A 25,478-nucleotide genomic window follows, 5' to 3' on the forward strand; every position below is an offset into this window, starting at 1 on the left:
GTGACGATCAGTGTGTTCGACCTGTTCTCGGTCGGTATCGGACCGTCGAGTTCGCATACCGTCGGCCCGATGCGGGCGGCGGGCACGTTCGTCGACGACCTCGACACACTCGGCGTTCTCGGGGACGTCGCCGGTGTCCGTGCCGATCTGTACGGATCGCTCGCGGCCACCGGCGCCGGCCACGGCACGATGTCGGCGATCCTCCTCGGTCTCGAGGGGTACCGACCGGAGACCATCGCCACCGAGGAGATGGAGACGCGGCTGGAGTCGGTGCGGGCGAGTCGGCGGATCCGCCTCGGCGGGACGGTCGACATCCCGCTCGCCGAGGACGAGATGGTGTTGCACCCGTTGACGGTTCTGGACTTTCACCCCAACGGCATGACCCTCACCGCGACTAGCGTCACCGGTCGTGAACTGCACGCGCAGACGTACTATTCGATCGGCGGCGGATTCGTCGTCACCGACACCGAACCGGAGGTGTCCGTCGCCGCCGGCGCGAATTCGCTGTCGTTCGGGTCCGCGCGTGAACTGCTCGCCCTCAGCGAGCACTACGGTCTCACGATCAGCGAGGTCATGCTCGAGCACGAACGCGCCCACCGGTCCGAGCCGGAGGTCCGGGCGCGGCTCCTGCACATCCGCGACGTGATGGTCGAGTGTCAGCGACGCGGAATCGGCCGGGACGGGTATCTGCCCGGAAGTCTGCGGGTGCGCCGACGCGCCCGCGGCTGGTACGAGCGGCTGAACGTGGAGGATCCCGGTCGTGATCCCGCGTTCGCCGAGGACTGGGTGAACCTGGTGGCGCTCGCCGTCAACGAGGAGAACGCGTCCGGTGGACGGATCGTCACCGCCCCCACCAACGGGGCGGCCGGCATCATCCCGGCGGTGTTGCACTACGCGCTGCACTACACCCCCGCCGGGAAGGCCGACCCGGACGGAACGACGGTGCGATTCCTGTTGGCGGCCGGCGCAATCGGATCCCTGTACAAGGAACGGGCCTCGATCTCCGGGGCCGAGGTGGGCTGTCAGGGTGAGGTGGGTTCCGCGGCGTCCATGGCCGCCGCCGGGCTCGCGGAGATCCTCGGCGGCAGCCCGGAGCAGGTGGAGAACTCGGCGGAGATCGCGATGGAACACAGTCTCGGTCTCACGTGTGATCCCATCGGCGGCCTGGTGCAGATTCCGTGCATCGAGCGCAACGCCATCTCGGCGGGCAAGGCGATCAACGCCGCCCGGATGGCGCTGCGCGGCGACGGCACCCACCGAGTCAGTCTGGATCAGGTGATCGAGACGATGCGGGCCACCGGCGCCGACATGAGCTCGAAGTACAAGGAGACGTCCACCGGGGGTCTCGCCGTGAACGTGTCGGTGAATCTCGTCGAATGCTGACGTAAGTCCTCGAGGACCAGTGAATGGACGCGGTGCCGGGGATCCGATCGGGATCCCCGGCACCGCGGTCACGCATGTGCGGGCTGCAACAGACCGATCCGGTCGAATCGCTCCGCACGGTCGGAGAGTCGCTGGGTGGTGTCTGCCGCATCGAGAAGCGACAGTTCGCGGTGGAGCACCGCACCCACCCGGGTGCAGAATGCCGTGGATTCTTCTGCCGCATCGGGGAATTCGGGGATCACCTCGTCCACGATGCCGCTCACAAGGAGATCGGACGACCGGATTCCCTGCCGGGCGGCCATGTCCGGAGCGTGCGCGATGTCGTGGTGCAGGATTGCGCTCGCACCTTCGGGTGGCAGGGGCGACAGCCAGCCGTGCTGGGCCGCGAGCACCCGATCGGCCGGGATCAACGCGAGCGCGCCGCCGCCGGTGCCCTGCCCGAGCAGCAGGGAGATGGTGGGGACGTCGAGCGAGACCATGTCGGCGATGCAACGCGCGATCTCACCGGCGAGACCGCCTTCCTCCGCCTCCTTCGACAATGCCGCGCCCGCGGTGTCGATGACCGTCACCAACGGCAGGTTCAGTTCCGCCGCCAGCCGCATTCCCCGGCGGGCCTCCCGCAGCGCGCCCGGGCCGAGCGGCGACCGCGTGGTCTGCCCTCGACGGTCCTGTCCGAGTAGGACGCACGGCATGTCACCGAACCGGACGAGAGCGAGGATCAAACCCGGATCGACCTCACCCTGACCGGTTCCGTTGAGCGGAAGAACATCCGACGCGGAGTGGAACATCACCTCACGCACACCCGGCCGGTCCTCGCGGCGCGAGGCGACCACCGAATCCCAGGCGGGGACGTCCGGCAGACTCTCGTGCACGGGGGCGTCCGCGAGCGACGGCCGGCCACCACGGCCGGAGGTGATGATGCGCAGCGCGCGGTCGACGATCTCGGCGAGCTGGTCCGGCGGCCGCACCGCGTCGACGAGTCCGTGCGCGTGGAGGTTCTCGGCGGTCTGGACGCCCGCCGGGAACGGCGACTCGTACAGGGCCTCGAACACGCGCGGTCCGAGGAAGCCGACGAGCGCTCCCGGTTCAGCGATGGTGACGTGCCCCAGCGACCCCCAGGACGCGAAGACACCGCCGGTCGTGGGGCTCCGCAGGTAGACGAGATACGGCAGGTGCGCCTCCTTGTGCTTGATCACCGCCGCCGTGATCTTGACCATCTGCAGGAACGCGGTCGTTCCCTCCTGCATTCGCGTGCCACCCGACGTGGGCAGGGCGAGCAGCGGAAGGCGTTCGCGCGTGGCGCGCCGGATCCCGGCGACCAGACGCTCGCCCGCGGCAACGCCGATGGAGCCGCCCAGAAAGCCGAATTCGCAGGCGAGGATTGCCGTTCGGCGGCCGCGGATGGTGGCCACCCCGGTCAGCACCGCCTCGTCGAGGCCGGTCTTCTCCTGTGCGCGAAGAAGTTCGTCGGCGTACTCGGAGTCCGCCGCGACCTGGATCGGAGGCGTGTCCCACGATTCCCAGGTGCCGGCGTCGACCACGAGGTCGAGCAGTTCGGGAGCGGTCAGGCGAGCCATCAGCTGCACTCTTTCAGCCACGACAACACGGTGTCGTTGTCCGCGCCGAGCACCGGCGGTGCGGTGTGCCGGGTCTCGGTCACCTCGGTGCCGTCCGGTTCGAAGAACCGCAGGGGCGGGCCGGGCAGCGTGATGTTGCCGAGTGTGCGGTGGTCGACGTCGACGAGCAGTCCCTGCGACTTGGTCTGCTCCCATTCGTAGACTTCGGAGATCGTCCGGACGCGTCCGGCGGGCACCCCGATGCGGTCGAGTTCGATGAGAAGTTCGTCGCTGGTGTACGCGCCGAACGCATCCTCGACCAGTTCCAGGACCTGCTTGTGGTTCTCGACGCGTTCGGGATTCGTGGCCATTCCGGGGGTGTCCGGATCGAGGTGGAAGCCCGCGCAGAACCGCTTCCACAGTCCTTCGCTGCCGACCGAGATCTGGACGGCGCCGTCGGCGGTGCGGAACAGCCCGTAGGGCGAGATCGAGGGATGGTGGTTGCCCTGCGCCTCGCCGACCTCGCCGGCGACGGTCCACTTCGTCCCCTGGAAGGCGTGCACGCCGACGACGCTGGCCAGCAACGACGTTCGCACGACGCGGCCCCGTCCGGTGCGCGCACGTTCCTGCAGGGCGGCGACGACGCCGAACGCCCCGTACATGCCGGCGAGCAGGTCCGCGATGGGCACTCCGACGCGCTGGACGTCGTCGGGATTGGGGCCGGTCAGCGACATCAGCCCGGCTTCGCCCTGCGCGATCTGGTCGTACCCCGCGCGTCCGCCTTCGGGTCCGTCGTGACCGAATCCGCTGATGGACAGGACGACCAGGCGCGGGTTCAGCTCCGCGAGCCGTTCGGTGGTGAATCCCAGGCGGTCGAGGACGCCGGTGCGGAAGTTCTCCATGAGGACGTCGGCGCGCCGGACGAGGGATTCGAGGGTGGCGCGTCCGTCTTCGGCCTTGAGGTCGAGGGTGATCGACTTCTTGTTTCGATTCGCGGACAGGAAGTACGTCGATTCCCGCTCGGCGTCCGCCGGCTCCACGAAGGGCGGCCCCCATCCGCGGGTGTCGTCGCCGCCGTGCGGGGTCTCGATCTTGATGACGTCGGCGCCGAGGTCGCCGAGCATCATCGCCGCGTGGGGGCCCGCGAGGGCGCGGGTCAGATCGACGACGACCACTCCTTGCAGCGGACCTGTGCGCTCCATCGTGTTCGTGGACATGTGAAACCACCCGTTACTTCCTGGCGCGAGCCGCGAGAGCTGGACTGTTGGTGCAGTGACCTAGTGGACTAGCCAATTAAATGAAACATCTGATCCGACCGCTGTCAAGAGGAGAAAAATCGACGCAATGACGCGGGGAGGCGGGCCGGGTCGCCTCCCCGCCGGGCGTCAGAGCCAGCCGGGCACCACGAGAATCGCCCAGGCCACGAGTGGCCCGATGGCGACGACGAGGGCGCTGTACTTCAGGATCTGCTTGTAGAAGCGGTCTCGATCGACATTCTGTGCGTTCGCGAGGACCAGCGCTCCGTTGGTCGAGAACGGGCTGACGTCCACGATGGTCGAGGAGATGGCGAGCGCGACGATGACACCCACCGCGCCCACCTCGCCGGCGAGGAGGAACGGGACGGCGAGCGGAATGGTCGCTCCCAGAATCGCCGTGGACGACGCGAATGCGGAGACGATGGCCCCGATGTAGCAGAGCAGAAGGGCGACGAGGAGAGGCATCCCCAGGCTCGCGACCGCGTTTCCGACGTACTCGACGGTGCCCGCCTCCTGCAGGACCCCCACGAAGGTGAGCACGCCGCCGATGAGCAGAACGGTCGACCAGCTGATCTGAGCGATCGCACCCTTCTGCGCCTTCGGCGAGGCGAGCGCCAGGACGACGGCCACCGTCATCGAGATGAATCCCACGTCCAGGTCGAGGATCAGCGAGAACACGGCGAGCGCGGCGAGACCGACCAGCGTGAGGGCCTGATCGAATGTGACTCCGGAGCGTGCGGGTGTGCCCGCGAGGGTCGCCGTCGGGCGCACCTTGGTCGCGGTGGCCCCTCCCGATCCCGAGTCGCCTCCGGTCGCGGGCACTCCTCCGCCCGAACCACCGGCGCCGCTTCCTCCCGTGTCCTCGGCGGCGTCGTCGTGCACGCTGCGCCCGATCAGGTCCCGTCCGCCCAGGAAGACGAACAGCAGTACCCCGATAGCGGCGTTGAACAGGAGGCTTCCGAGGAACAGAGTGAGCGGGCTGTTGGTCAATCCCGCCTTGGACGCGATGTCGTTGACCGTGACGCCGTAGATGCTGATCGGCGAGAACCCGCCCGCCTGCGCTCCGTGGACGACCATCATGCCCATCAGGAGAGCGTTGATCTTGTAGCGGGCGGCGAAGCCGAGAGCGATCGGCGCGACGATCGCGACGGCGGCGGGGCCGAGCGCGCCGATCGCGGTAAGAACCGCCGTGATCCCGAACATCACCCAGGGGATCAGCGCGACACGTCCGCGGACCAGCCGGACCGCCCCGCGGACCATGAGGTCGACGGTCCCGTTGTTCTGGGCGATCGCGAAGAGGTAAGTGATGCCGACCAGCGTGAGGAACAGGCTGCTGGGGAATCCGGCGATGATGTCGTCGCTGCTCATGTGCAGTGACAGGGTTCCGACGAAGAAGGCGGCAACGAAGCCGAGAGCGCCCATGTTCACGGGCAGCACGGTCGCCGCCAGGAACATGACAGCGAGCGCAAGTATGGGAATCAACTCGGTCGACATGAAAAGTCTCCGGTTCTGTGGCAGTGGCAACTGGTCTCGACCGCCGCCCGCGAGCAAATTGACTCAGTGGCAGATTGGCCTAGCCACTTCATAAAAGCAGTGTCATGGATCACTGTCAATAGGAACTGTGGGTGCGGTTACATGTCTGTGCGAGATACCGTGGAGTAGTTTCAGTGGAATGGAGAGTGGGTGGCCCAGTGGCTGAGCAACTGCGTCCGGTAGCACGACCGCGGCTGTACGAGGTGATCGTCGAACAGCTCTGCGCCCATATCGCCGACCACGAGATGACGCCGGGCGACCGCCTCCCCGCCGAGCGTGAACTCGCCGCTCAACTGGGCGTGAGTCGCGCTTCGCTGAGTCAGGCGCTCGTCGCCCTCGAGGTGCAGGGTGTGGTGTCGGTGCGGCACGGGGACGGTGCCGTGCTCGTCCGCCGCCCCATCGAGGAACGAGCGGTCAAGGCGCTGCGCGAACACGCCGACCGTCTCCCCGAGGTGATCGAGGCCCGCGAGGCACTCGAGGTCAAACTTGCCGGGCTCGCCGCCGAGCGCCGGACCGACGCGGAGATGGCGGAGATCGATTCCGCCCTCGCGACGATGGAAGCCGAGATCGCCGCGGGAGATCGCGGCGTCGTCGGCGACGAGCAGTTCCACGAGGCCATCACTGTCGCGGCGCACTCGTCACTGCTGGCCAAGCTGATGCACGAGATTTCCGGGCTGATCCGGGAGACCCGGATCGAATCCCTGTCCCAGGCCGAACGCCCGCGGGCCTCGCTCGAAGGGCACCGGCGCATTGCGACGGCGATTCGAGACCAGGACTCCGCGGGCGCTTCCCGTGCGATGGCCGATCACATCCGGATGGTGTCCGACGTCGCGCTGCTGCGCGAGGGCGGGTAACCGGGTCTACCCGCCGACCACCGACTGCGGCCGGTGGGCACCGAGGATCTCGTCGGTGTCGGCGCCGAGTACCGGCGGCGCGGACGTCAGATGCGGGCGCTCGCCGGCGAAACTGACCGGGAACGCGATCTGCTGCAGACTGCCCAGCGTCGGGTGGTCGACCGTGCCGATCATCCCGAGTGCCGCAGTGTGCGGGTCGGCGTAGATCTCGTCGAGATGCCGGATCGGTGACACGGGCACGGCGTGTGCGGTGAGCGTGTCGCACCACTGCTCCACGGTTCCCGACGCGAAGGCCGTCGACAATTCCCGCTCGAGATCACCACGATTCGCCACGCGGTCACGGTTGCGCTCGAAGCGCGGGTCGGTCGTCAGATCGTCGCGTGCGATCGCGGAGCACAGACTCCCCCACTGATTGTCGTTGCCCACCGCGACGACGAAGTATCCGTCGCTGGCGGGAAACGCTTGATACGGAGCGAGATTGGGATGGCCGGAGCCCAGCGCGCCGGGACGCTCGCCGGTCGCGAAGTAATTGGTCGCCCAGTTCACGTGCAGGGCGAGCTGGCACTCGAACAGCGACGTCGTCACGTACTGCCCTCGGCCGGTCCGCGACCGCTCCACGAGGGCAGCGAGCACGCCGATCAGACCGAAGAGCGCCGCCCCCAGATCCCCCATCGCGAATCCGGCCTTCATCGGCGCCCCGCCCGGCTCACCGGTCAGCGACATCAGTCCGCCTGCGGCCTGCGCGATCATGTCGTAACCCGGTTCGTCGCGCAGCGGACCGTCCTCCCCGAACGCGGAGATGTGCAGCACGACCAGATGCGGGTACCGCTCGGACAGCGTCCGGTAGTCGAAGATCCGCTGCAATCCGCTGCCGGGCTTGAAGTTCTCGACGACGACGTCGGTCTCCTCCAGGATGCGGTGGATGACGTCCTGTCCCTCTTCCGATTTGAGGTCGACGGTCACCGACTTCTTGCCCCGGTTGATCGCGAGGTAGTACGTGGCGTCGGAGCCGACGAACGGCGGACCCCACGACCGTGTCGGGTCGCCGCCGTCAGGGTGTTCGACCTTGGTGACGTCGGCGCCGAGGTCCGCGAGCGACATAGTGGCGTATGGTCCGGCGAGGATCTTGGAGAGGTCCAGCACCCGCACCCCCGCGAGGGGCGCCGGTCCGGTGTGGGTCGTGGTCACAGGAGAACTCCTGTCGCAGAGTCGGATCGGGGTGCGGCGGCCTGCGCGGCCTCCGCGACGACGTCGGTACCGTCGACGACGGCCGCGAGGTGGTCGAGGGCCGCCCCAGGGAGGTGCCCGGCGTCGCCGGACAGGTAGGCGTTGGCGACGAGCAGCGACCGGTAGCCGCTGCCCGCGGTGATCGCGAAGGCGGCGAGGTCGTAGAGCAGGGTGGCCATCGCCGCTCGGGCCAGTTCGTTCGCGTAGCGCGCGCACCCGGCCTGCGCGGAGTCGTCGTCTCCGGCGACCAGCAGGTCGCCTTCCGCGACCAGGTCGTCCCAGCGTCGGCGGAGAACGTCGGCGCCGGGGCCGCAGTCGGGTCCGAGTCCGGCGAGGATGCCGCGCATCGTGTCCGCCAGCCGGCGATGCGCACCGAGCTTGCGCATGCACCGCAGCACGTCCAGGGCGATGACGTTGCTCGAGCCTTCCCAGATCGACCCCAGGTGGGCGTCGCGGACCAGGCGGGCGTGGGCCCATTCCTCGATGTAGCCGTTGCCGCCCCGCACCTCCATGGCCTCGCCGGTGACCACGCGCGCCCGTTTGCAGATGTAATGCTTCGCGAGCGGGGTGAGGACCCGAATCAGGGCACGTGCGGAGTCGTCGCCGGCGTCCGCCGCCTGCAGGCACTGCGCGCTGTACGCCACCAGGGCGAGCGCCGCCTCGGCGTCGAGCGCGAGCGGCAGCAGGGTCGCGCGCATCAGGGGCTGGTCGAACAGGGCCTTGCCGAACACGACCCGCTCCCGGGTGTGGTCGACGGCGTCGCGCACGGCTCGTCGCATCAGCGCGCTCGACCGCATCGCGTTCGACAGCCGCGACGTGTTCACCATCTCGGCCATCTGCCGGAACCCGCGGCCGAGTTCGCCAACCTGAAGGGCGTACGCGCCGGCCAGCGACACCTCGCCGCTGGGCATCGAGCGGGTGCCGAGCTTGTCCTTCAGCCTGTCGATTGTGTAGCTGTTGCGCTCGCCGTTCGCCAGAACCTTGGGCACCATGAACATTCCGACGCCGCGGGTGGACTGGTCGTCGCCGCCGGGGAACCGGGCCAGGGTCACGATGACGTCGGCGTCGGGATTGGACGCGAACCACTTCTTCCCGGTCAGCCGCCACGCGTCGCCGTCACGCTCGGCCCGGGTCTCCGTGCGGGCGATGTCGGTGCCGGCCTGCGGTTCGGTCATGAACATCGCACCGGTCATCGCGCCGTCGGGGTCCGTCGACGTCAGTGCGTCGATCCACGGTCCGAACACGTCCGGGTCGCCGAACATGCGCAGCGTGCGGGCGGCGGCATCCGTCATCGACACCGGGCACGCCAGCCCGAACTCGGCCTGCACGAACACGTACGACGCGAGGTACTTCACCAGGTGCGGCGGGACGTCGTCCCAGCCGTGCAGGCCGCCGCGGTGCGACAGTGCCGACAGTCCGTATTCGCTGTATGCGGCTCGGCACAGTTCCTGGTAGGAGGGGTGGTACACGATCCGGTCGATGCGTTCGCCGTCACGGTCGAACTGCTGCAGCACCGGCGGATTCTTGTCGGCGGTGGCGGCGAGGGCGTCGAGTCGCCCGTCGGCGTCGGCGCCCAGTCGGTCGAGCAGGGTGTTCAGCTTGTCGCGGTCGGACGGTGCGGCCCACCGGTCGACGACGGCGCGCAGGGCGGGATCGGTGTGAGCGAAATTCATGAGTGAGCAACATCTTTCCGGGTCGAGGACTGTTCGGGACGGGACTCGGCGGCGGTCCCGCCCGACCGAGCTTTCCCGCGGCGGAGCAGCAGGGTCATGCAGGCGAGCGAGAGCACGACGTAGCCGAGTCCGAGGGCGACGACCGGCCAGATCGAGTCGGTGTGGGTGAGCAGGAACTGGCAGAGCATCGGAGCTGTTCCGGCGAAGATCGCCGTCGACAGCTGATAGGACAGCGAGATCCCGGTGTAGCGGACGTTGGTCGGGAAGACCTGGGCGAGGATGCCGGCGAGCGCGGCGTAGTACATCGCGTGCGGTGCGGTGGCCAGCACCATGCCGAGCATGGCCAGGGGCACCGATCCGGTCTGCACGAGGAGGAACATCAACGGCAGCAACACGAGTTCGGGCAGCAGCATCCACCGGATCGCCCGCGACGGATCGATTTTCGTGGCCAGCACGGCGCCGAAGGGCTGCACGAGTACCTGCGCGACCAACGCGACGGTGATGACGAGCAGGAAGTCCCCGCGGTCGAATCCGAGGTCGGCGGTGGCCCAGGCGAGTGCGAACGTGGTCTTCACGTAGGTGATGGCGACACCCGCGACCACGGCACCGACGCCGAGGACGAGTTCGACCGGGTGCGAGCGCAGCACCTCGACGAGCGGCATCCGGGTGCGCTCCTGGGCGACGACGGCCTTCTTCATCTCCGGCGTCTCCGAGATCCGCAGCCGGATGTACAGCGCGACGACGACGAGCGCGGCGGATGCGAGGAACGGCAGGCGCCAGCCCCAGGACTCGAACACGCTGTCCGACAACAATGTCAGCGCCAGGAACGCCAGGGTCGCGAGCAGATTGCCGACGGGCGATCCCTGCTGCGCGAATGCACCGTACAGCACCTTCTTGTTCGGTGGCGCGAATTCGGTGGCGATGAGCACGGCGCCACCCCACTCACCGCCCATCGCGATGCCCTGGACCACGCGGAGCGCGACGAGGAGGATGGGCGCCCAGATCCCGATCTGCGAGTAGGTGGGGAGACAGCCGACGCCGACCGTTCCGATCCCCATCAGGATCAGCGTGATGATCACGGCGTTCTTGCGGCCGAACTTGTCGCCGAAGTGACCGAACACGATCCCGCCGAGCGGGCGGGCCACGAAGCCGATCGCGAACGTCGCGAAGGCGGCGAGGGTGCCCACCGCGGGCGAGGCGTCGGGGAAGAACAGCCGGCCCAGCACGAGTGCGGAGGCGGTGCCGTAGATGTAGAAGTCGAACCACTCGATGGTGGTGCCGACGAACGCGGTGACACCGGCCTTGCGGGCCTGCCGGGTGCTGTATTCGGGTGGTGCCGCGTCGCGGCCGGGATTCGGGTTCACGGTTCTCCCTGACTTTCGTGCTCTTGGGCGTCACACCGAGGTAGGGGTGGTGTGCATCACTATGGCCGGGATTCCGTGTAGAGTCCAAGACTTAATTCAGCTTGTTTAGGTGATTCAGACACATAGTTCCGAGGAGGGGTCGTGGAGCTCCGTCACCTGCACGCCTTTCTCGCGGTCGCGGAAGAACTGCATTTCGGCCGGGCCGCCGAGCGTCTCCATGTGGCGCAATCGCCGCTCAGCCAGACCGTGCGGGCCCTCGAACGGGAACTCGGCACCGACCTGTTCGTCCGCACCACCCGCTCTGTCCGGCTCACGGCCGCGGGTGAGGCGCTGGTGGCCCCGGCGCGGGTGATCGAGGCGCAGGTCGGGATCGTGCGGGGCATCGCGCAGGCGGCGGCCGCCGGGGAGACCGGCCGCGTGACCGTCGGCTTCGGCGGTGCAGGCGGCTACACGGTGCTGTCCGTTCTCGCCCGCTCCCTCGCCGACGCCTACCCCGGCATCGAACTCGACCTACGCCCGCAGATGTACTCGGGTGAGGTGCTCGACGCCCTCACCCGCGGAACCCTGGACATGGGCATCGTGGGGTTGCCGGTCCCGCGGGGCTTCGCCACCCACACCGTGCTCGAGGAGGCACTGATGGTCGCGGTCCCGGCCGGGCACCGTCTCGTCGACGTGGGCGCCGTCGTGCCGCAGGAATTGGCGAGCGAACGGTTCGTGATCTACCCCGCCGAACACGGTTCCGTGGTCCGCGACGCCACGCTCGCCCTGTGCGCGGCAGCGGGATTCGCCCCCGTCGTTGCGCACGAGGCGCCCGACCCGTACAGCCTGCTCGCAATGGTCGGCGCCGGTGTCGGCGTGGCCGTCGTGGTGGATTCGACGGCGCACCTCACGATGGACGGCGTCGAATACCTGCCCATCGCCGGCGACGCCCCCACCCTCCCCATCGCCATGGCCTGGCAGGACTCAAATCCCTCACCTGCGGTGCAGACGGTCACGCGGGTACTGCGCGACGTGATCGGGGAGGTCGGGTAGCCGCTGCACGCCGGCACGCTCAGGCCGACACCGAGAAGACGTCGGCCAGGTGGGTGATTCGCAGGGCACGGGCGAGTTTGGGGCGATCGCTGCCGTCGGCGATGTTCTCGCCCTGCGCGCCGAGGTGTGCGATGACCTCGGCAGCCCATGCCACATCGCTCTGTAGCGGGGACAGTTCGCGATTGACGATCGCTGTGTGCCCGACGTGCATGCACAGCTTGCCGGTCATGCCCATCGACCTGGTGACGGCCAAGGCCTCGGACAGATCGGGTTCGCCGGTCAGGCACGGGCCGTCGATGGGACCGGGGAGGCCGGCCGCCCGACTGGCGACGACGAGCCGTCCCCGCGCGTAGGCCAGCGCGTCGGGTTCGGCGCCCGCATCGGTGTCCCGACGGAAGTCTCCGGTGCCGAAGGCAATTCGGGTCGTGGCGTCGGCCGAGGCGATGTCGAAGGCGAATTCGACGCCACGCGCCGATTCGACCAGCGCGAGGATCGGGGTGTGGGGCAGCTCGGCAGCCGTGCGATCGACGTGGTCCGCGGATTCGGTCTTGGCGAGCATCACACCACGCAGTCCCGGGAGCCCCCGGATCGCGTCCAGATCAGCGGTCCAATCCGCGGTGGTGACGTCGTTGATGCGCACCCACCCGGTGCCCCCACCGGCGAGGAACTGTCCGACGGCGTCGCGGGCTTGTGTTTTCGAGGACGGAACAACACCATCCTCGAGGTCGAAGATCACCGCGTCTGCCGCCGAGTTCGCGGCTGCGGCGAACTCGTCCGGACGTGAGCCCGCGACCAGAAGCCAGGAGCGCGCATGTGTCGCGGGGACCATGGCGGAGTGTGCCGACGATGTGAGGGTCATCCGATTCTCGTTTCCTCTCGATGTGAACTTCTACTCGGGCGAGGACTGCGCTGTCCTGCATTCGAGGTGCTGGGTGTGATGCGTCGATCAGTGCGCGGCGACACCGGTGAGATGATCGAGTGCGGAGAATTCGCGGTCCACCGTGGGTGCGGTGAGCAGGCCGGCGAGTCGCCGGGGGGACAGGATGTCATCGACCTGCGCGCGGGTGAGCAGACCGTCGTCGACGGCGAGGTCGCCGACGTAGGCGCCGGTCGCCAGGGCCCTCTTGGCGATATCCGCGCTGGCGGCATATCCGATGAACGGCGAGAGCGCGGTGACGATGCCGATCGAGCGCCGAACACCCCGCTCGAGGTGGTCGCGGTTGGCGGTGATCCCGTCGACGCACTTCACAGCCAGGGTGTCCGATGCCGCGGCCAGGTGCGTCGTGGAGCGCAGCAAACTGTAGACGATGACGGGTTCGAACGCGTTGAGCTGGAGTTGCCCGCCCTCGGCGGCCATTGTGACCGTCAGATCGTTGCCGATCACCTCGAACGCGACCTGGTTGACCATTTCGGGGATGACCGGGTTGACCTTGCCGGGCATGATCGACGAACCCGCCTGGGCCGGAGGCAGATTGATCTCACCGAACCCGGCGGTCGGCCCGGAGGAGGTGAGCCGCAGATCGTTGCACGTCTTGGACAACTTGACGGCGACCCGTTTGAGGATGCCGGAAACCTGCACGAATGCTCCGCAGTCCTGGGTTGCCTCGATCAGATTGCCGGCCGGGACGACCGGTTCATCGGTCAGCTCGCGCAGGTAGTTGCAGGCGAGCGCAGAGTACTCGGGGTGACCGTTGATCCCGGTGCCGATGGCGGTGCCGCCGAGGTTCGATTCCAGCAGCAGAAGCGCCCCCTCGGAGAGCCGGGCGCAGTCCTCGTTCAGCATGATCGAGTAGGCGGCGAACTCCTGCCCCAGGGTCATCGGTACCGCGTCCTGCAGCTGGGTGCGACCCATTTTGACGATGTCGTCGAATTCGATCGACTTGCGCTCGAATGACTCCGCGAGCCGACCGAGCGAGGCGATCAACAGTCGGAGATGCTCGACCAGTGCGAGTTTGATCGCGGTCGGATACACATCGTTGGTGGACTGCCCCAGGTTCACGTGAGTGAGGGGGTCGAGTTCGGTGTAGGCGCCGCGTCCGAACCCCAGGATCTCGAGTGCGCGGTTCGCGATGACCTCGTTGACGTTCATGTTCGACGAGGTGCCCGCTCCGCCCTGGATCGGATCGATCGGAAACTGGTCGAGCAGTGCCCCATTACGAATCTCCGTGCACGCGGCCACAATCGCATCGGCCCGCCGGTCATCGAGGAGGCCCAGGTCCCGGTTCGCCAGGCACGCAGCCTGTTTCACCGTCGCCAACGCCGCGACCAGTGCCGGGTACTGACCGATGGTGGACCCGGTGATCGCGAAATTCTCCATCGCCCGGGCGGTGTGGACGCCGTAGTACGCCGCCGCCGGTACCGCCAGATCTCCGATCGAGTCGTGCTCGATCCGCACATCGCTGTCGCTCAACTTTTCCACCAACACCTATTTCGCCGTTCTACTTGACAGGGCCTATGACGTCGATCACTGTTGTCGCACAGTACACCACATCCAATATATTGGAGCCGTTGAATGACGACATCCCCCGCCATCCCTGCCGACTCGGCGACAGCACCCGAGGACGCCGGTACCTCTCGCACACCACGCAAGTGGTGGAAGTTCTGGAAGCTGCCGATCGGTGTGCAGTCACTGATCGCCGTCGGCGTCGGCGCACTCATCGGCACGTTCGCCCCCGCCGTCGGCGAGCAACTCAAACTGGCCGGAGACGTGTTCCTCAACCTGGTTCAGATGATCGTCGTCCCCTTGGTCTTCCCGCTCATCGTGCTCGGAATCGCGCGCATGGATTCGGCGAAGAAGGTCGGCCGCATGGCCGCCAAGGCGATCCTGTACTTCGAGATCGTCACCACGATCATCCTGCTGATGGCCGTCGCGCTGGCGAAGCTGCTCGACATCGGTTCCGGCGCCCCCGTCGCCGGCGCCGACGAAGCCTCCGTCGAGACCCTCGAGCAGGGCATCGACTTCCACGAACTACTCCTGCACGCTGTCCCGAAGAACGTCTTCGCCGCCTTCGCGGAGGCGAACCTGCTGGCAGTGATCGTGTTTGCCGGGTTCGTCGGCGTCGCACTCGCCGCGATCGGTGAGCAGTCGAAACCGATGACGGCCGTGCTCGACTCGCTCGCCAACGCGATGTTCAAGGTGGTCGGCTACGTCATTCGCCTCGCGCCCCTCGGGGTGCTGGGCTTCATCAGCTACGACGTCGCGCACTACGGGTTCGGGAACCTGTCGAGCCTGCTCGGCTTCCTCGCCGTCGTCTACGTCGGGATGGCGATCATCCTCGGCATCATCTTTCCGATCATCGCCGCGATCTTCCGCGTCGAGTACGTCACCATGCTCAAGGCCATCGGAAATCTGGTCGGACTTGCGTTCGTCACCCGTAGCTCCGAGGCAGTGCTCGCGCCGCTGCTGCTCAAGCTCGAGGGGCTCGGTGTCAGCCGCTCGACGACCTCGTTCGTCGTGCCGCTCGGCTACTCGTTCAACACCGACGGCTCCGTGCTCTACCAGGCAGTCGCCCTGGTCTTCCTCGCCAACGCCTACGGCGTCGACACCTCGATCCCCACCCTGCTGCTGATGGTCGGCGTGCTGGTCATCCTGTCCAAGGGCATGGCCGGCGTTGCCTCCGCCTCGATCGTGGTGCTCATCGCCGCAGGTAACACCATCGGCCTTCCGGCCGAAGCCGTCGCACTCCTGCTGGGGGTGGACTTCATCGCCGACATGGCCCGCACCGCGGTCAACGTCGTCGGAAACTCCCTCGCCGCGACGGTGATCGACAAGTCAGAAGAGAAAGCCGAGGCGAAGGCCGGTCGGTCTGCGGCAACGCCCAGCTCCGTGCCGGCGACGGCCGGGGGCGAGCCTGGCGACGAACTCGGCGACACGGTTCTCGCCGGGCGACGCAGCGCGGATGGGTAGTCGGGGCCCTGACCATGAACAGTCGACGAAGACACACTCGGTATCGTCGCGACAAGGCGCCCGGCACTCACCCACGCGGCCCCCGGGAGCGTGCGGCGTGCAGAGTACAGTATCCAGTATGTTGCGTGATAATCCGGTGGAGCGCCCCCGCATGAGCGACGTCGCGTTCGAGCGGATCTGCGACGCGATCGTCACCGGTGAGCTCGCGCCCGGATCCAAGGTCAAGGACAGCGAGCTTGCCGAACATCTGGGCCTGAGCCGCACCCCGGTGCGCGAGGCTCTGACCCGGCTGATCGACACCGGACTCGTCGAGGCCAAACCCGCCGCCTTCACCCGGATCACCCCGCTGAACCGCGCCGATGTCGAGGCGACGCTGGCGGTGATGGAGGTCTTGGATCAGCTGGCCGTGAAAACGGGGGTGCCCAACCTCACCGACGACATGATCGACGTGATGCGCACCGCCAACGACGACCTCGCGCAGGCGATCAAGACCGACAATATCGGTGCGGCCCTCGCTGCGGACGACACCTTCCACGGCGTCATCGTCGACGCCGCCGGCAACCCACTTCTCAAGCGCCTCATGCACCAGGTGCACCCGCAGATTCACCGGATCTACTACCGCAAGTTCTCCAGCCTCCGCGGCTGGCAGGACGCCATCGAACACCACGACAACCTGATCACACTGTGCGCGGCCCGGGACGAAGCAGCGGCCGCCGAAATATCGTCACAACACCGACGATTCCTCGGCGGCCTGATCGGCGAACTCTTCGACATCGACGAGTCGACCTCCGCCACGTCGTAACCAGCTGCTCCTCCCGGCCGCCGCGGTGATCACCGCGGCGGCCGGGGGGAGCATCGCGTCGGCGGGACCGTCGGTGCAACGGTCAATACATACGTACGTATGGTTTTCTCGCCTACAACAACCGCACCTTGACTGGCACGGATTCCCACGACCGCAGCGTGTTGTTGAGGTGCCGATGCACCGGCCCGGCGATCTCCAGGGAGTCCACTCGGGATGCCAGTGCCGTCAGCAGTGCCTCCGATTCGAGCCGGGCGACGTGCTGGCCGACGCACTGGTGAATTCCCATCCCGTACCCCACGTGCCCGGACGGGTTGCGGCCCAGGTCGAACGCGTCCGGGTTCTCCCACCTGCGGGGGTCCCGATTCGCGGCGCCGAGGAACATCAGGATCTTCCTGCCGTCCGGGATGGTCGTACCGCCGATCTCGGTGTCGCGGGTGGCGGTGCGGAAGAACGTCTGGACCGGCGACTCCCACCGGACCGCCTCGTCGAATGCGGTCCGGGCCAGCGTGCGGTTCTCCCGCAGCCTCGCCCACTGCTCCGGATGCGTCGCGAACGCGTAGAGCACGGCCGCGAGTCCGTTGACCGTGGTGTCCACCCCCGCCGTCAGCAGCGAGCGCACGACGAGCGGCGCCTGCTCGTACGTGATGTCGCCGCGGTCCGCCGCCGCCCAGATCTGCGCGCCGAACCCGTCGCCGGTGAGCGCGTCGCGAGCGCATTGCGCGTTGACCCAGCCCGAAAGCTCGGCCACCCGCGGCGCCCCCTTCTCCACCAGACTGTTGACGGGACCGAAACTGTTGAATGCGTGGTCCCCGTACGGCAGCAGGTTCTCGCGTCCGGCATCGGGAATGCCGACGGCGTCCGGGAAGACCCGCAGCGGGAACGCGGCGGCGAGGTCGGTGACCGCGTCGAATTCGGTTGTGTTCGCGAGTAACTGGTCGACGAGGGCCTCCGCGTCCTGGATCCATGCTGCGCGCAGTTTCTGCAGCGCGCGGGGGCCCAGAATCTTGCTGAGCACCGCCCGCGGAGCGTCGTGGTGCGGCGGGTCGGCCTCGAGCAGGATGCTCGGCGGCCGCCACGGAGTCTCGTCCCGGAAGTTGCTCAGGCCGACTCCGGCAGCGGATTGGAACGACTGCCAGTCGGTCAGCGCGGCATGGACCTGCTCGTAGCGGCCCAGCGCGAAGACGTCGTATCGCCGCAGGTACACGACTGGTCCGGCGTCCCGCAGGTCGGCCTGGAACGGTAACGGGTCCTGCAGGACGTCGAGGGCGAACGGGTCGGCGTCGCTGACGGGCAACGCGGGAGCGGGGGCGAACATCGTCACGGTGAGTCCCTTCGGGTGGGGGTGTCAGAGGTCGAGCACGAGGCGGTCGGAGCAGGACCGGGAGACGCAGATGAGCATGCAGTCGCCGGCGGACCGCTCCTCGTCGTCGAGGACGGAATCGCGGTGGTCGGGGGTGCCGGCGAGGACGGTGGTCTCACAGGTCCCGCACGTGCCCTCGCGGCACGAGGACAGGATGTTGACCCCGGCCGCCTGCACGGCGTCGAGGACGCTGGCGCCGGGTGTCACCGTCACCGCGAGGCCGGAGCGCGCGAGTTCGACCTCGAACGGTTCGTCGCGCAGCGGCTCGCCATGGTCCTTCGGGACGAATCGTTCGGTCCTCAGCGTGCCGACTGGCCTGTCCGCGCAACACTTTTCGACGGCGGAGAGCAGTGGCCCGGGCCCGCACACGTAGACCTTCGTGTCGTCGTCGGCGGCGGCAGCGGCGAGATGCGCCGACAGGTCGAGGTGGCCCTGCTCGTCCCGCGGCACGACGGACACCCGGTCGCCGTAGGTGGCGAGTTCGTCCCGGAACGCCATGGACGTGCGGGTGCGGCCGCCGTACAGAAGCTGCCAGTCGATGCCCATCAGCTCCGCCTGGCGGACCATCGGCAACAGCGGGGTGATCCCGATACCACCGGCGATGAACAGGTACCTCGGTGCGGGGACGAGCGGGAAGTTGTTGCGCGGACCGCCGACCCCGACGAGATCACCCTCCGCGAGTACGTCGTGGACGTACGCCGACCCGCCCCGGCCCGCCGGTTCCCGCAGCACCCCGACGCGGTAGCTGTACGCGTCCCACCGGTCGCCGCACAGCGAGTACTGCCGCGTCAGCCCGTTCGGGAGCAGCAGGTCGATATGGGCCCCCGGTGCCCAGTCCGGCAGGCGCCGCCCGTCGGGGTGGCGCAGGGTCAGTGCGACAACACCGTCCGCGACAAGCTCTTTGCCGACAACTCGCAGCGCCGCGTCTGCTGGCGCACCGGAAGAAACCAGGTTCTGTGGCATCTCGACTCCTCGATCTCGCGTTTGTTCGAGGATCTTCCGAGCCGGGGGTGAGCCGCCAGATCATTTTCAATAGTTGAAAGTCGGGATGTTACTGGGGTCACTCGACTGGGCGGAAGCTGTTCGCTGCCCGCCCGGACGCCGCCGAGGCTGAGTTATCAGGTGTGCGCCCTCCGGCTGATGTCCTTGTCGACGGCAGTGGCGATGTCGTGGACGAGCCGGGAGTGCCAGAGTTTGTGTGCCTCGAGGTCCGCGGTGAGCGCGTGGCAGTCCGGGCATTCCCGGGGGCTGGGTTGCGAGGTGCTTTCCATGATGCTGCGCTTTCTGGGAGAAGTGGTTCAGATTCCACCGTGGCACGGCCGGGGCGGATAGTCCACCGCGCATAGCCTCACAGACATTGGTCAGCCGCCCGCGCAATTGCGCCGGATTCCGGCAAATCCGTGGGCGTCTGCCACCTGGGCATGCCTCATTGCGGCGCCGCCGCCATCACGCGGGTGATGCCCTTCGCCGCCGCCTGAAGGACGGGGATCTGCGCGTACGCCTTCTCGTCGTTCGGCACGATGACCGACAGCGCGGCGACCACCTTGCCGTGACCGTCCCGCACCGGGACCGCGACGCCCGTGGTGTCCGGGTAGAGGTGGCCGGTGCAGAGGATGTAGCCGTGCCGACGCACGTCGGCCAGGACTCCCCGCAGCTACCGTGGAGTGCGAATCGTGTTGTCGGTGTACACCTTCAACGGCTCGTTCAGGATGCGCTCCTGAAGCTCCGACGGTCCGTGCGCGAGCAGGACCAGCCCGGACGAAGACACGTGGAGCGGCATCCGGCCCGCGATGCGCGTGTAATTGACCACGGCACCCGGTGCCGTGAGCCGCTCGATGAACAACACCTCGTCACCTTCGAGGACACCGAGCTGGGTGTGCTGCCCGACGACGGCGTGCAGGTCCTCCATGAACGGCATCGCCGCTTCCCTGAGCCCGAGGGTCGGGGACGCCCGCGACGCGACCTCCCACAGGCGGACCCCGATCCGCACCTTGCGTTCCTCACGCTCGAGCCAGCCGCACCCCACCAGTTCGTCGATCAACCGCGACGTCGTGGAGATGTGGAGACCCGACCGTCGCGCGATCTCGGACACCGTGAGCAACGAATCGTCCGAACGGAACGATTCGACTATCCGCACCGTCCGGACCAGGACGGACTCACCGGTGTGCACACGTGCCATGCCTTCAGTGTGCACACCGGCCGGCGCTCACCGTAGGTCGCGCCGCCGGAACGCCGCGACGCCCACCCCGATCAGCACGACCGTGATCAGGAGCAGCCACACGATCGGCGTCGCCTCGAACTGCCCGCCCGGCAGCTTCGGGGCGTGGCTGAACGGCTCCAGATTCAGCACCGTCTGCGGGAACTGCGCGATCGACCCGACCATGAAGATCAGGAGGAACGCGACGAGCACGCCCCACGCCACCGGCGTGAACCGCGGGACCACACCGAACAGCAGGACCGTCACTCCGGCGAGCATCCAGATCGCGGGAAGCTGCACGAGCGCCGCCCCGATCACGTCGGGCAGGGCTCCCCCCACGTCGCCGATGGATGCGCCGTATGTGAGTCCGGCGGCCACTCCGGCGACGATCATCGCGACCGCAGGCCCGAGCAACGCGAACAGGATGTGGCTCGACGCCCACCGGACGCGGCCGACGGAACCGGCCGTCACGGGTTCGAGGCGCTGGGCGTTCTCCTCGGAGTACAGCCGCAACGATGCGGAGATCGCGTAGGCCGCGGCGGCGACCGCGAGCATCGTGAACGCGTAGCCGATGAACGATTCCTCCAGCGACTGCGAACCGCCCATCCGCGTGATGATGTCCCGGATCGTCTGGCTGTCGCCGACCTGGCCACCGATCCCCTTCGCGGCACTGCCGATCAGCAGGCCGTACAGTCCGAGCCCGGCGGTCCAGGCCGCGAGCGTGCCGCGGTGCATACGCCACGCCAGTCCCAGAGTTCCGGCGAGCGCCGGCGACGCGTCCGTGGGGCCGGGGCGTTCGGCGATCAGGCCTGCGCCGACATCGCGTCGACGCAGGAGAGCGTATGCCGCCCAGGTGAGTACGACTGCCGTGACGAGGCTGAGGACGACGACCCACCAGCGTTCGTCGGCATACGGACGGATCTGCAGGTCCCAGCCGAGCGGTGACAACCACGACAGGGTGCCGGACCCGGCGTCACCGACCGCGCGCAACGCGAACGCGACCCCGAGCACCGTCAACGCGACGCCGCGCGCGACGCGGGCGCCGGTACTCACCTGCGCCGCAACGGCTGCGACCGCCGTGAAAACCAGACCGGAGCAGGCCAGCGACGTCCCGAACGCGACCGAGCCGCCCACCGGAAGGTTCCGGGCGAGCAACGCTGCCGCACAAAGAATCCCGGTGACGACGGAGGCGCCGCCGGCGAGGAGCAGCGCCGCGGTCAGGCCCGAGTACCGTCCGACGGAGGTGGAGTCGAGAAGCTCCGCCCGGCCGGTCTCCTCCTCCGCGCGGGTGTGCCGGATGACCGTCAGAATCACCACCACCCCGATCAGCGTGTAGTAGATACCAGCCTTCCAGACCCCCACCGAGCCGAGGCTGGAGTTGAAGATCGGCCCGTACATGGCGATCTGCGCGGGGCTGGCCGCCGTGGTGGCCGCGAACTCCGCCAGCTGAGCGTCGGAAGTGTAGATGTCGGCGATGCTCGCGACGTACAGCGCGGGCGCGAACGCGAAAATCAGGATCCACAGCGGCAGCGCGATCCGATCCCGGCGCAGGAACAACCGCAGAAAGTGCCGTGTCCCCGTGAAATCCGAGGAAGACACCGGCGCCGGCTCCACGGGCCGGTACCGGGACACCGTTGCGGTACTCATGCCCGCACCTTCTCCACCGTGTCGGACGACGTCGTACCGTCGTCGATCTCGTAGTGCCGCAGGAAGAGTTCTTCGAGGGTCGGCGGCTGACTGACGAGGCTGCGTACTCCGGTGTCGCCGAGCACCCGGATGAGCTCGCCGAGATGTTCGCTGTCGACCTGGCAGTGCAGCGTCGACCCGTCGAACTCGATGTCCGCCACGCCGTCGATGCAGCTCAGATCGCCGGGGTCACCGAGAAGTTCGGCGGTGATCGACGTACGGCTGAGATGCCGCATCGACGCCAGTGTCCCGGATTCGACCGTCCGCCCCGCCCGGATGATGGTGACCCGCTCGCACAGCGCCTCCACCTCGGACAGGATGTGACTGGACAGCAGCACCGTCACACCGCGGTCCCGGGCCTCGGCGACGCATTCCCGGAAGACCTGTTCCATCAACGGGTCCAGGCCCGACGTGGGTTCGTCGAGCAGCAGCAGGCGTGCATCGGACGAGAACGCCGACACCAACGCCACCTTCTGACGATTTCCCTTCGAGTACGCGCGGCCTTTCTTCCGCGGGTCGAGGTCGAAGCGCTCGATCAACTCCTGTTTGCGGGTTTCGTCCAGTCCACCGCGCATCCGCGCGAGGAGGTCGATGGTCTCGCCGCCGGACAACGACGGCCACAGGGTCACGTCCCCGGGGACGTACGCCATGTCGAGGTGCAGGGCGACGGCGTCGCGCCACGGATCGCGACCGAACACGGTGGCCTCACCGCTGTCGGAATGGAGGCTGCCGAGGAGGACGCGAATGGTGGTGGATTTTCCGGCGCCGTTCGGCCCGAGGAACCCGTGCACCTCCCCTTCGCCGACCTCGAGGTCGAGTCCGTCCAACGCCCGGGTTCGTCCGAACGTCTTCACCAGGTTGCGCACTTCGATGATCGCACTCATAGCTGCTCCTAGTTCGGGGAGTCGGTATGTTCTGCGGGAGCCGCCGCCTGCGCGGCACCGTCTTCGGTGGCCAGGTACGCCTCGAGCGTCGACGAATCCGGCAGCAGGCCCTCGGTGTACATCTCGAGGGCGGGCAGCGTGACGTCGGTGGCGAGGTCGCGGATGGCCGTGGCGTAGTCGAGCGGAGCTTCCTTGTCGGCGCGCATCTGCAGGTAGAGCAGCATGGCGCCCACGTTGTAGAGGGTGAGGTAGCGCGCCCGCGCCTTCGGGTTGCGGCTGGGCCGGACAGTTCCGGCCGCCACTCCCAACGCGAGATACTGCTCGGTGTCTTCCACCATGTGCTCGAAGAGGGATTCGCCGAGACCGCCGCCCGCCTGAAAACTCCGCACTATGTACGCGACGAGCGGGGCGTACTGCTCGATCTCGGCGAGGGCGCGCATTGCGCCCGCCGGCCCGGGCGTCGAAATCGCCTCCGCCTTCTGCTCCCGGATGATCCGCAGGACGTGCTCGTCGCATTCGGCGCGCAGGCCGTCCTTCGAACCGAAATGGTGGATCACCAGACCAGGTGACACTCCGGCTGCGGTGGCGATCGCCCGTACCCCGGTGCTGAAGCCGTGATTGCCGAACACCGTGATGGCCGCGTCGCGCACTCGGGCGCGCGTGGTCAGATCGGGTTGTGGGACCTCGGAACCAGCACTGGTTGAACGCATGTTTAATACGCTAAACGCGCGTTCAACCGCACGCAAGGGGTAAGGGCGTCAAGATTTCGTCAAGGCGGGAAGACCCGGCTCGGCCGGGCGCCCAGTGAACGCGACGCTCGGGCGGGGATACCGGTTGCGGGCACAGGCCTCGTCCAGCGCCTCGTCGACGACCTCCCTCAGATCGGCCCGATCGTCGTCCTGCAGGACCAGTTCCGTCAGGATCACCCCGTAGTCGCGCCGGACCTGTTCCATCAGCCCGATCGCGTCGTCGATGGCCCCGGAACCGGCAGAGCAGCGGAAACCGATCAGCCGTAGGTGCGGCTGATCCATCACCGCACGCAGCGCGTCCTCGATGCTCGAGTTATCCGTGCCGAGTGCCGAGAGGTCGAGCACCGTGTTCTGCCGTGGCTGCTCGTGCACGAACCGGTGGGGAAGATGAAGCGTCATCGGAACCTCCTCGGGGATTCAGTTCCAGATCTACCCCCGACACGCGAGGTCGCGGCGGTTCTTGACGGCACCATGACTCCGCGGGCCGCGATCCTGACGCGGTGTTGGCACCGCGGGGGTCGCCGTGGCTATGTCGTTGCCTTCTCGACCGCGTCGCGCGTGAGGCCGGCCAGTTTCTCGACATTCTCGGTGGTAGCCGGATAGCCGGCCGAAGTCACCCCGACGACGTACTCGCCGGCGAGCGCGCCGTACCCGATGTGCGTGTCCCCTCCCTGCGTCACGGAACCGGCGAATGCCTTGTCGCCGACGTCGGCCGGCGCCGGTAGCGCCGCGAAACCCGGGACGACTTCACTGTTGTCGATCGCCTGCTCGAATGCGGTCGCGGCCGCGTCGGTGCTGGGATATCGATCGACAGAGACGGTTACCCTTCTGCCGTCGCCCCCTTCGTAGATCACCATTCTCGTCGCGTCGGGGGTGCCGGACGCAGTGGAGTTCTCACTCGTCGCCGTCTGCTGTTCTATCTCCGGGAAGTACGTCTGTACGACGTCCAATCCCACCAGAGCCTCCTGAGGCAACAGGATCGCCTCGGATGTCGACGCCTCCGGCTTCGACTCGGCATCAGACTGCGTGTCCTGCTGCCCACACCCACCCGCGAACAGGACTCCGGCCAGGATGGTCACGAGGATGGCGAGAGGGGCACTGCTGCCGATCCTTTCCACGCGGTACCGCTCCGCTGATTGCACCATGCTCGATACCCCCTGTTGCTCGGGACAATGCCTCGTCGGGTGGCCAATTGGTAGCTGACCGATCGGAACTCGCACGGCACCAATTCTCGCCGATCCGGATGCCATGGACAATCACCTCGCTACGTTCGACCGTTCCGCAAGCTCACCGGGGTCGATGTCAGAACGGGTTGTAGATCCAGACGCCGCGGTAATCGGTGACGGCCGAATACGGCTGTATGAGTGGCGTCCAGCTCGCATCGTCTGTAACAGATCCTGTCCCACTTCCGAAATGGAATTGGGGGGCGACAGACGTCTCAATTCTCGCGGTCACGAAGGAATGGAGCGCTCATGAGTAGACAGCTGGGACGACGGGCATGTGCTGCGGCCCTGACTGCTGTCGGGCTGGGAACCGCAGTCGCGACCGGAGGAGGCGCTGTCGCGAGTGCTCAGCCCGCGCCGCCGACATCGACGACAATGACGTGCGCGAGCACGAATCCCCTCGTCTGGGCGCCGCCGTTCACGTGGACCATCAACGCCGCGTCCGGGGAGTCGCTGCGACCGGGTGGGTCTGCACTGGAGCCGGCAATCCTGCTCAGCGGCGGCAACGAACTGCCCACGCCGCCCGGCGGCCTCATCCCGAGCATCGGCGTCAACTGGTACGGCACGCGGGTGTCGGTCGACTGGCACAACACGACAACCGGCGCGACCGGACACAGCGTCAGCGATGAGGCGGCCTGGCAGCAGAAGCCCGGCATCCCGATCAACCGAACCTGGACGGGAACCGGGACGGTGGCGTTCACCGTCACCGTCCAGACCGGCGCGGGATGGTGGTTCGTCAATTCACAGAACGCCGTCTGCCAGGGAACGATTTCCGTCGTGCCCGGTCGGTGA

At 67.7% G+C, this 25,478-nt stretch carries 22 protein-coding genes and 1 pseudogene; 6 read left to right on the top strand and 17 right to left on the bottom strand.

What is annotated here, in order from left to right:
* Positions 1 to 1,383, top strand: a complete 1,383-nt coding sequence (locus tag FND50_RS32170; protein ID WP_186301177.1) for an L-serine ammonia-lyase — start codon at positions 1 to 3, stop codon at positions 1,381 to 1,383.
* Positions 1,384 to 1,451: 68 nt separating this feature from the next.
* Here FND50_RS32170 and FND50_RS32175 read toward each other — a convergent pair whose 3' ends face one another.
* The 3 genes from FND50_RS32175 to FND50_RS32185 all read right to left on the bottom strand — a co-directional run bounded on the left by FND50_RS32175 (position 1,452) and on the right by FND50_RS32185 (position 5,689).
* Positions 1,452 to 2,960: a carboxyl transferase domain-containing protein gene (locus FND50_RS32175; RefSeq protein WP_144289218.1), complete on the bottom strand. Its 1,509-nt coding sequence runs from the start codon at positions 2,958 to 2,960 to the stop codon at positions 1,452 to 1,454.
* Entirely contained in the window at positions 2,960 to 4,156 is a 1,197-nt protein-coding gene (locus FND50_RS32180; protein WP_144288419.1) for a CaiB/BaiF CoA-transferase family protein, read from the bottom strand. Before FND50_RS32180 ends, FND50_RS32175 begins: the two co-directional genes overlap by 1 nt.
* A gap of 168 nt (positions 4,157 to 4,324) precedes the next feature.
* Positions 4,325 to 5,689, bottom strand: a complete 1,365-nt coding sequence (locus FND50_RS32185; protein WP_144288420.1) for an SLC13 family permease — start codon at positions 5,687 to 5,689, stop codon at positions 4,325 to 4,327.
* A gap of 197 nt (positions 5,690 to 5,886) precedes the next feature.
* On the opposite strand from FND50_RS32185, the gene FND50_RS32190 reads away from it, so the two are divergent.
* Positions 5,887 to 6,582 carry a FadR/GntR family transcriptional regulator gene (locus FND50_RS32190; RefSeq protein ID WP_007301754.1) on the top strand — a complete coding sequence of 232 codons (696 nt, stop codon included), beginning with the start codon at positions 5,887 to 5,889 and terminating at the stop codon, positions 6,580 to 6,582.
* A gap of 6 nt (positions 6,583 to 6,588) precedes the next feature.
* Here FND50_RS32190 and FND50_RS32195 read toward each other — a convergent pair whose 3' ends face one another.
* Genes FND50_RS32195 through FND50_RS32205 form a run of 3 tightly spaced genes read right to left on the bottom strand, consistent with a single transcriptional unit; the run spans position 6,589 to position 10,846 of the window.
* Positions 6,589 to 7,770 (bottom strand): CaiB/BaiF CoA-transferase family protein, encoded by a 1,182-nt coding sequence (locus FND50_RS32195; RefSeq protein ID WP_144288421.1) that lies wholly within the window; start codon positions 7,768 to 7,770, stop codon positions 6,589 to 6,591.
* On the bottom strand, positions 7,767 to 9,482 hold the full coding sequence (locus tag FND50_RS32200) for an acyl-CoA dehydrogenase family protein (RefSeq protein WP_144288422.1): 1,716 nt from the start codon (positions 9,480 to 9,482) through the stop codon (positions 7,767 to 7,769). Before FND50_RS32200 ends, FND50_RS32195 begins: the two co-directional genes overlap by 4 nt.
* Positions 9,479 to 10,846 carry an MFS transporter gene (locus FND50_RS32205; protein WP_144288423.1) on the bottom strand — a complete coding sequence of 456 codons (1,368 nt, stop codon included), beginning with the start codon at positions 10,844 to 10,846 and terminating at the stop codon, positions 9,479 to 9,481. Before FND50_RS32205 ends, FND50_RS32200 begins: the two co-directional genes overlap by 4 nt.
* 141 nt (positions 10,847 to 10,987) lie before the next feature.
* On the opposite strand from FND50_RS32205, the gene FND50_RS32210 reads away from it, so the two are divergent.
* Complete coding sequence (locus FND50_RS32210; RefSeq protein ID WP_144288424.1) at positions 10,988 to 11,878, top strand: LysR family transcriptional regulator; 891 nt, start codon at positions 10,988 to 10,990, stop codon at positions 11,876 to 11,878.
* Between the two features lie 19 nt (positions 11,879 to 11,897).
* Here the strand turns inward: FND50_RS32210 and FND50_RS32215 are convergent, their stop codons facing one another.
* Positions 11,898 to 12,737 (bottom strand): CoA ester lyase, encoded by an 840-nt coding sequence (locus FND50_RS32215; protein ID WP_144288425.1) that lies wholly within the window; start codon positions 12,735 to 12,737, stop codon positions 11,898 to 11,900.
* Between the two features lie 87 nt (positions 12,738 to 12,824).
* On the bottom strand, positions 12,825 to 14,273 hold the full coding sequence (locus FND50_RS32220; RefSeq protein WP_144289219.1) for an aspartate ammonia-lyase: 1,449 nt from the start codon (positions 14,271 to 14,273) through the stop codon (positions 12,825 to 12,827).
* A gap of 117 nt (positions 14,274 to 14,390) precedes the next feature.
* On the opposite strand from FND50_RS32220, the gene FND50_RS32225 reads away from it, so the two are divergent.
* Both FND50_RS32225 and FND50_RS32230 read left to right on the top strand, forming a co-directional pair.
* Positions 14,391 to 15,785, top strand: a complete 1,395-nt coding sequence (locus FND50_RS32225; RefSeq protein WP_144288426.1) for a dicarboxylate/amino acid:cation symporter — start codon at positions 14,391 to 14,393, stop codon at positions 15,783 to 15,785.
* A 151-nt stretch (positions 15,786 to 15,936) separates the two neighbouring features.
* A complete protein-coding gene (locus FND50_RS32230) occupies positions 15,937 to 16,587 on the top strand; it encodes a GntR family transcriptional regulator (RefSeq protein ID WP_005256574.1) in 651 nt (216 codons plus the stop codon).
* 112 nt (positions 16,588 to 16,699) lie between these two features.
* Here the strand turns inward: FND50_RS32230 and FND50_RS32235 are convergent, their stop codons facing one another.
* From FND50_RS32235 to FND50_RS32270, 9 genes and pseudogenes are all read right to left on the bottom strand, one after another.
* Entirely contained in the window at positions 16,700 to 17,902 is a 1,203-nt protein-coding gene (locus FND50_RS32235; protein WP_186301359.1) for a cytochrome P450, read from the bottom strand.
* A gap of 30 nt (positions 17,903 to 17,932) precedes the next feature.
* The gene (locus tag FND50_RS32240; RefSeq protein ID WP_144288428.1) at positions 17,933 to 18,910 is read right to left on the bottom strand and encodes a PDR/VanB family oxidoreductase; all 978 of its coding nucleotides are present in this window, start codon (positions 18,908 to 18,910) and stop codon (positions 17,933 to 17,935) included.
* Between the two features lie 155 nt (positions 18,911 to 19,065).
* Positions 19,066 to 19,218 carry a hypothetical protein gene (locus FND50_RS36370; protein WP_005256569.1) on the bottom strand — a complete coding sequence of 51 codons (153 nt, stop codon included), beginning with the start codon at positions 19,216 to 19,218 and terminating at the stop codon, positions 19,066 to 19,068.
* Positions 19,219 to 19,373: 155 nt separating this feature from the next.
* A pseudogene (locus tag FND50_RS32245) lies at positions 19,374 to 20,126 on the bottom strand (IclR family transcriptional regulator).
* Positions 20,127 to 20,153: 27 nt separating this feature from the next.
* Entirely contained in the window at positions 20,154 to 21,791 is a 1,638-nt protein-coding gene (locus FND50_RS32250) for an ABC transporter permease (RefSeq protein ID WP_144288429.1), read from the bottom strand.
* Positions 21,788 to 22,714, bottom strand: coding sequence for an ABC transporter ATP-binding protein (locus tag FND50_RS32255; RefSeq protein WP_144288430.1), 927 nt, complete (start codon positions 22,712 to 22,714; stop codon positions 21,788 to 21,790). Before FND50_RS32255 ends, FND50_RS32250 begins: the two co-directional genes overlap by 4 nt.
* Positions 22,715 to 22,722: 8 nt before the next feature.
* The gene (locus tag FND50_RS32260) at positions 22,723 to 23,424 is read right to left on the bottom strand and encodes a TetR/AcrR family transcriptional regulator (RefSeq protein WP_144288431.1); all 702 of its coding nucleotides are present in this window, start codon (positions 23,422 to 23,424) and stop codon (positions 22,723 to 22,725) included.
* A 48-nt stretch (positions 23,425 to 23,472) separates the two neighbouring features.
* Positions 23,473 to 23,862 carry a decarboxylase gene (locus FND50_RS32265; RefSeq protein ID WP_144288432.1) on the bottom strand — a complete coding sequence of 130 codons (390 nt, stop codon included), beginning with the start codon at positions 23,860 to 23,862 and terminating at the stop codon, positions 23,473 to 23,475.
* A 128-nt stretch (positions 23,863 to 23,990) separates the two neighbouring features.
* Complete coding sequence (locus tag FND50_RS32270; RefSeq protein WP_144288433.1) at positions 23,991 to 24,608, bottom strand: hypothetical protein; 618 nt, start codon at positions 24,606 to 24,608, stop codon at positions 23,991 to 23,993.
* Between the two features lie 327 nt (positions 24,609 to 24,935).
* On the opposite strand from FND50_RS32270, the gene FND50_RS32275 reads away from it, so the two are divergent.
* The gene (locus tag FND50_RS32275) at positions 24,936 to 25,478 is read left to right on the top strand and encodes a hypothetical protein (RefSeq protein ID WP_144288434.1); all 543 of its coding nucleotides are present in this window, start codon (positions 24,936 to 24,938) and stop codon (positions 25,476 to 25,478) included.

It is taken from the genome of Rhodococcus sp. WB9 (assembly GCF_007558985.1).
Taxonomy (GTDB): domain Bacteria; phylum Actinomycetota; class Actinomycetes; order Mycobacteriales; family Mycobacteriaceae; genus Rhodococcus_F; species Rhodococcus_F opacus.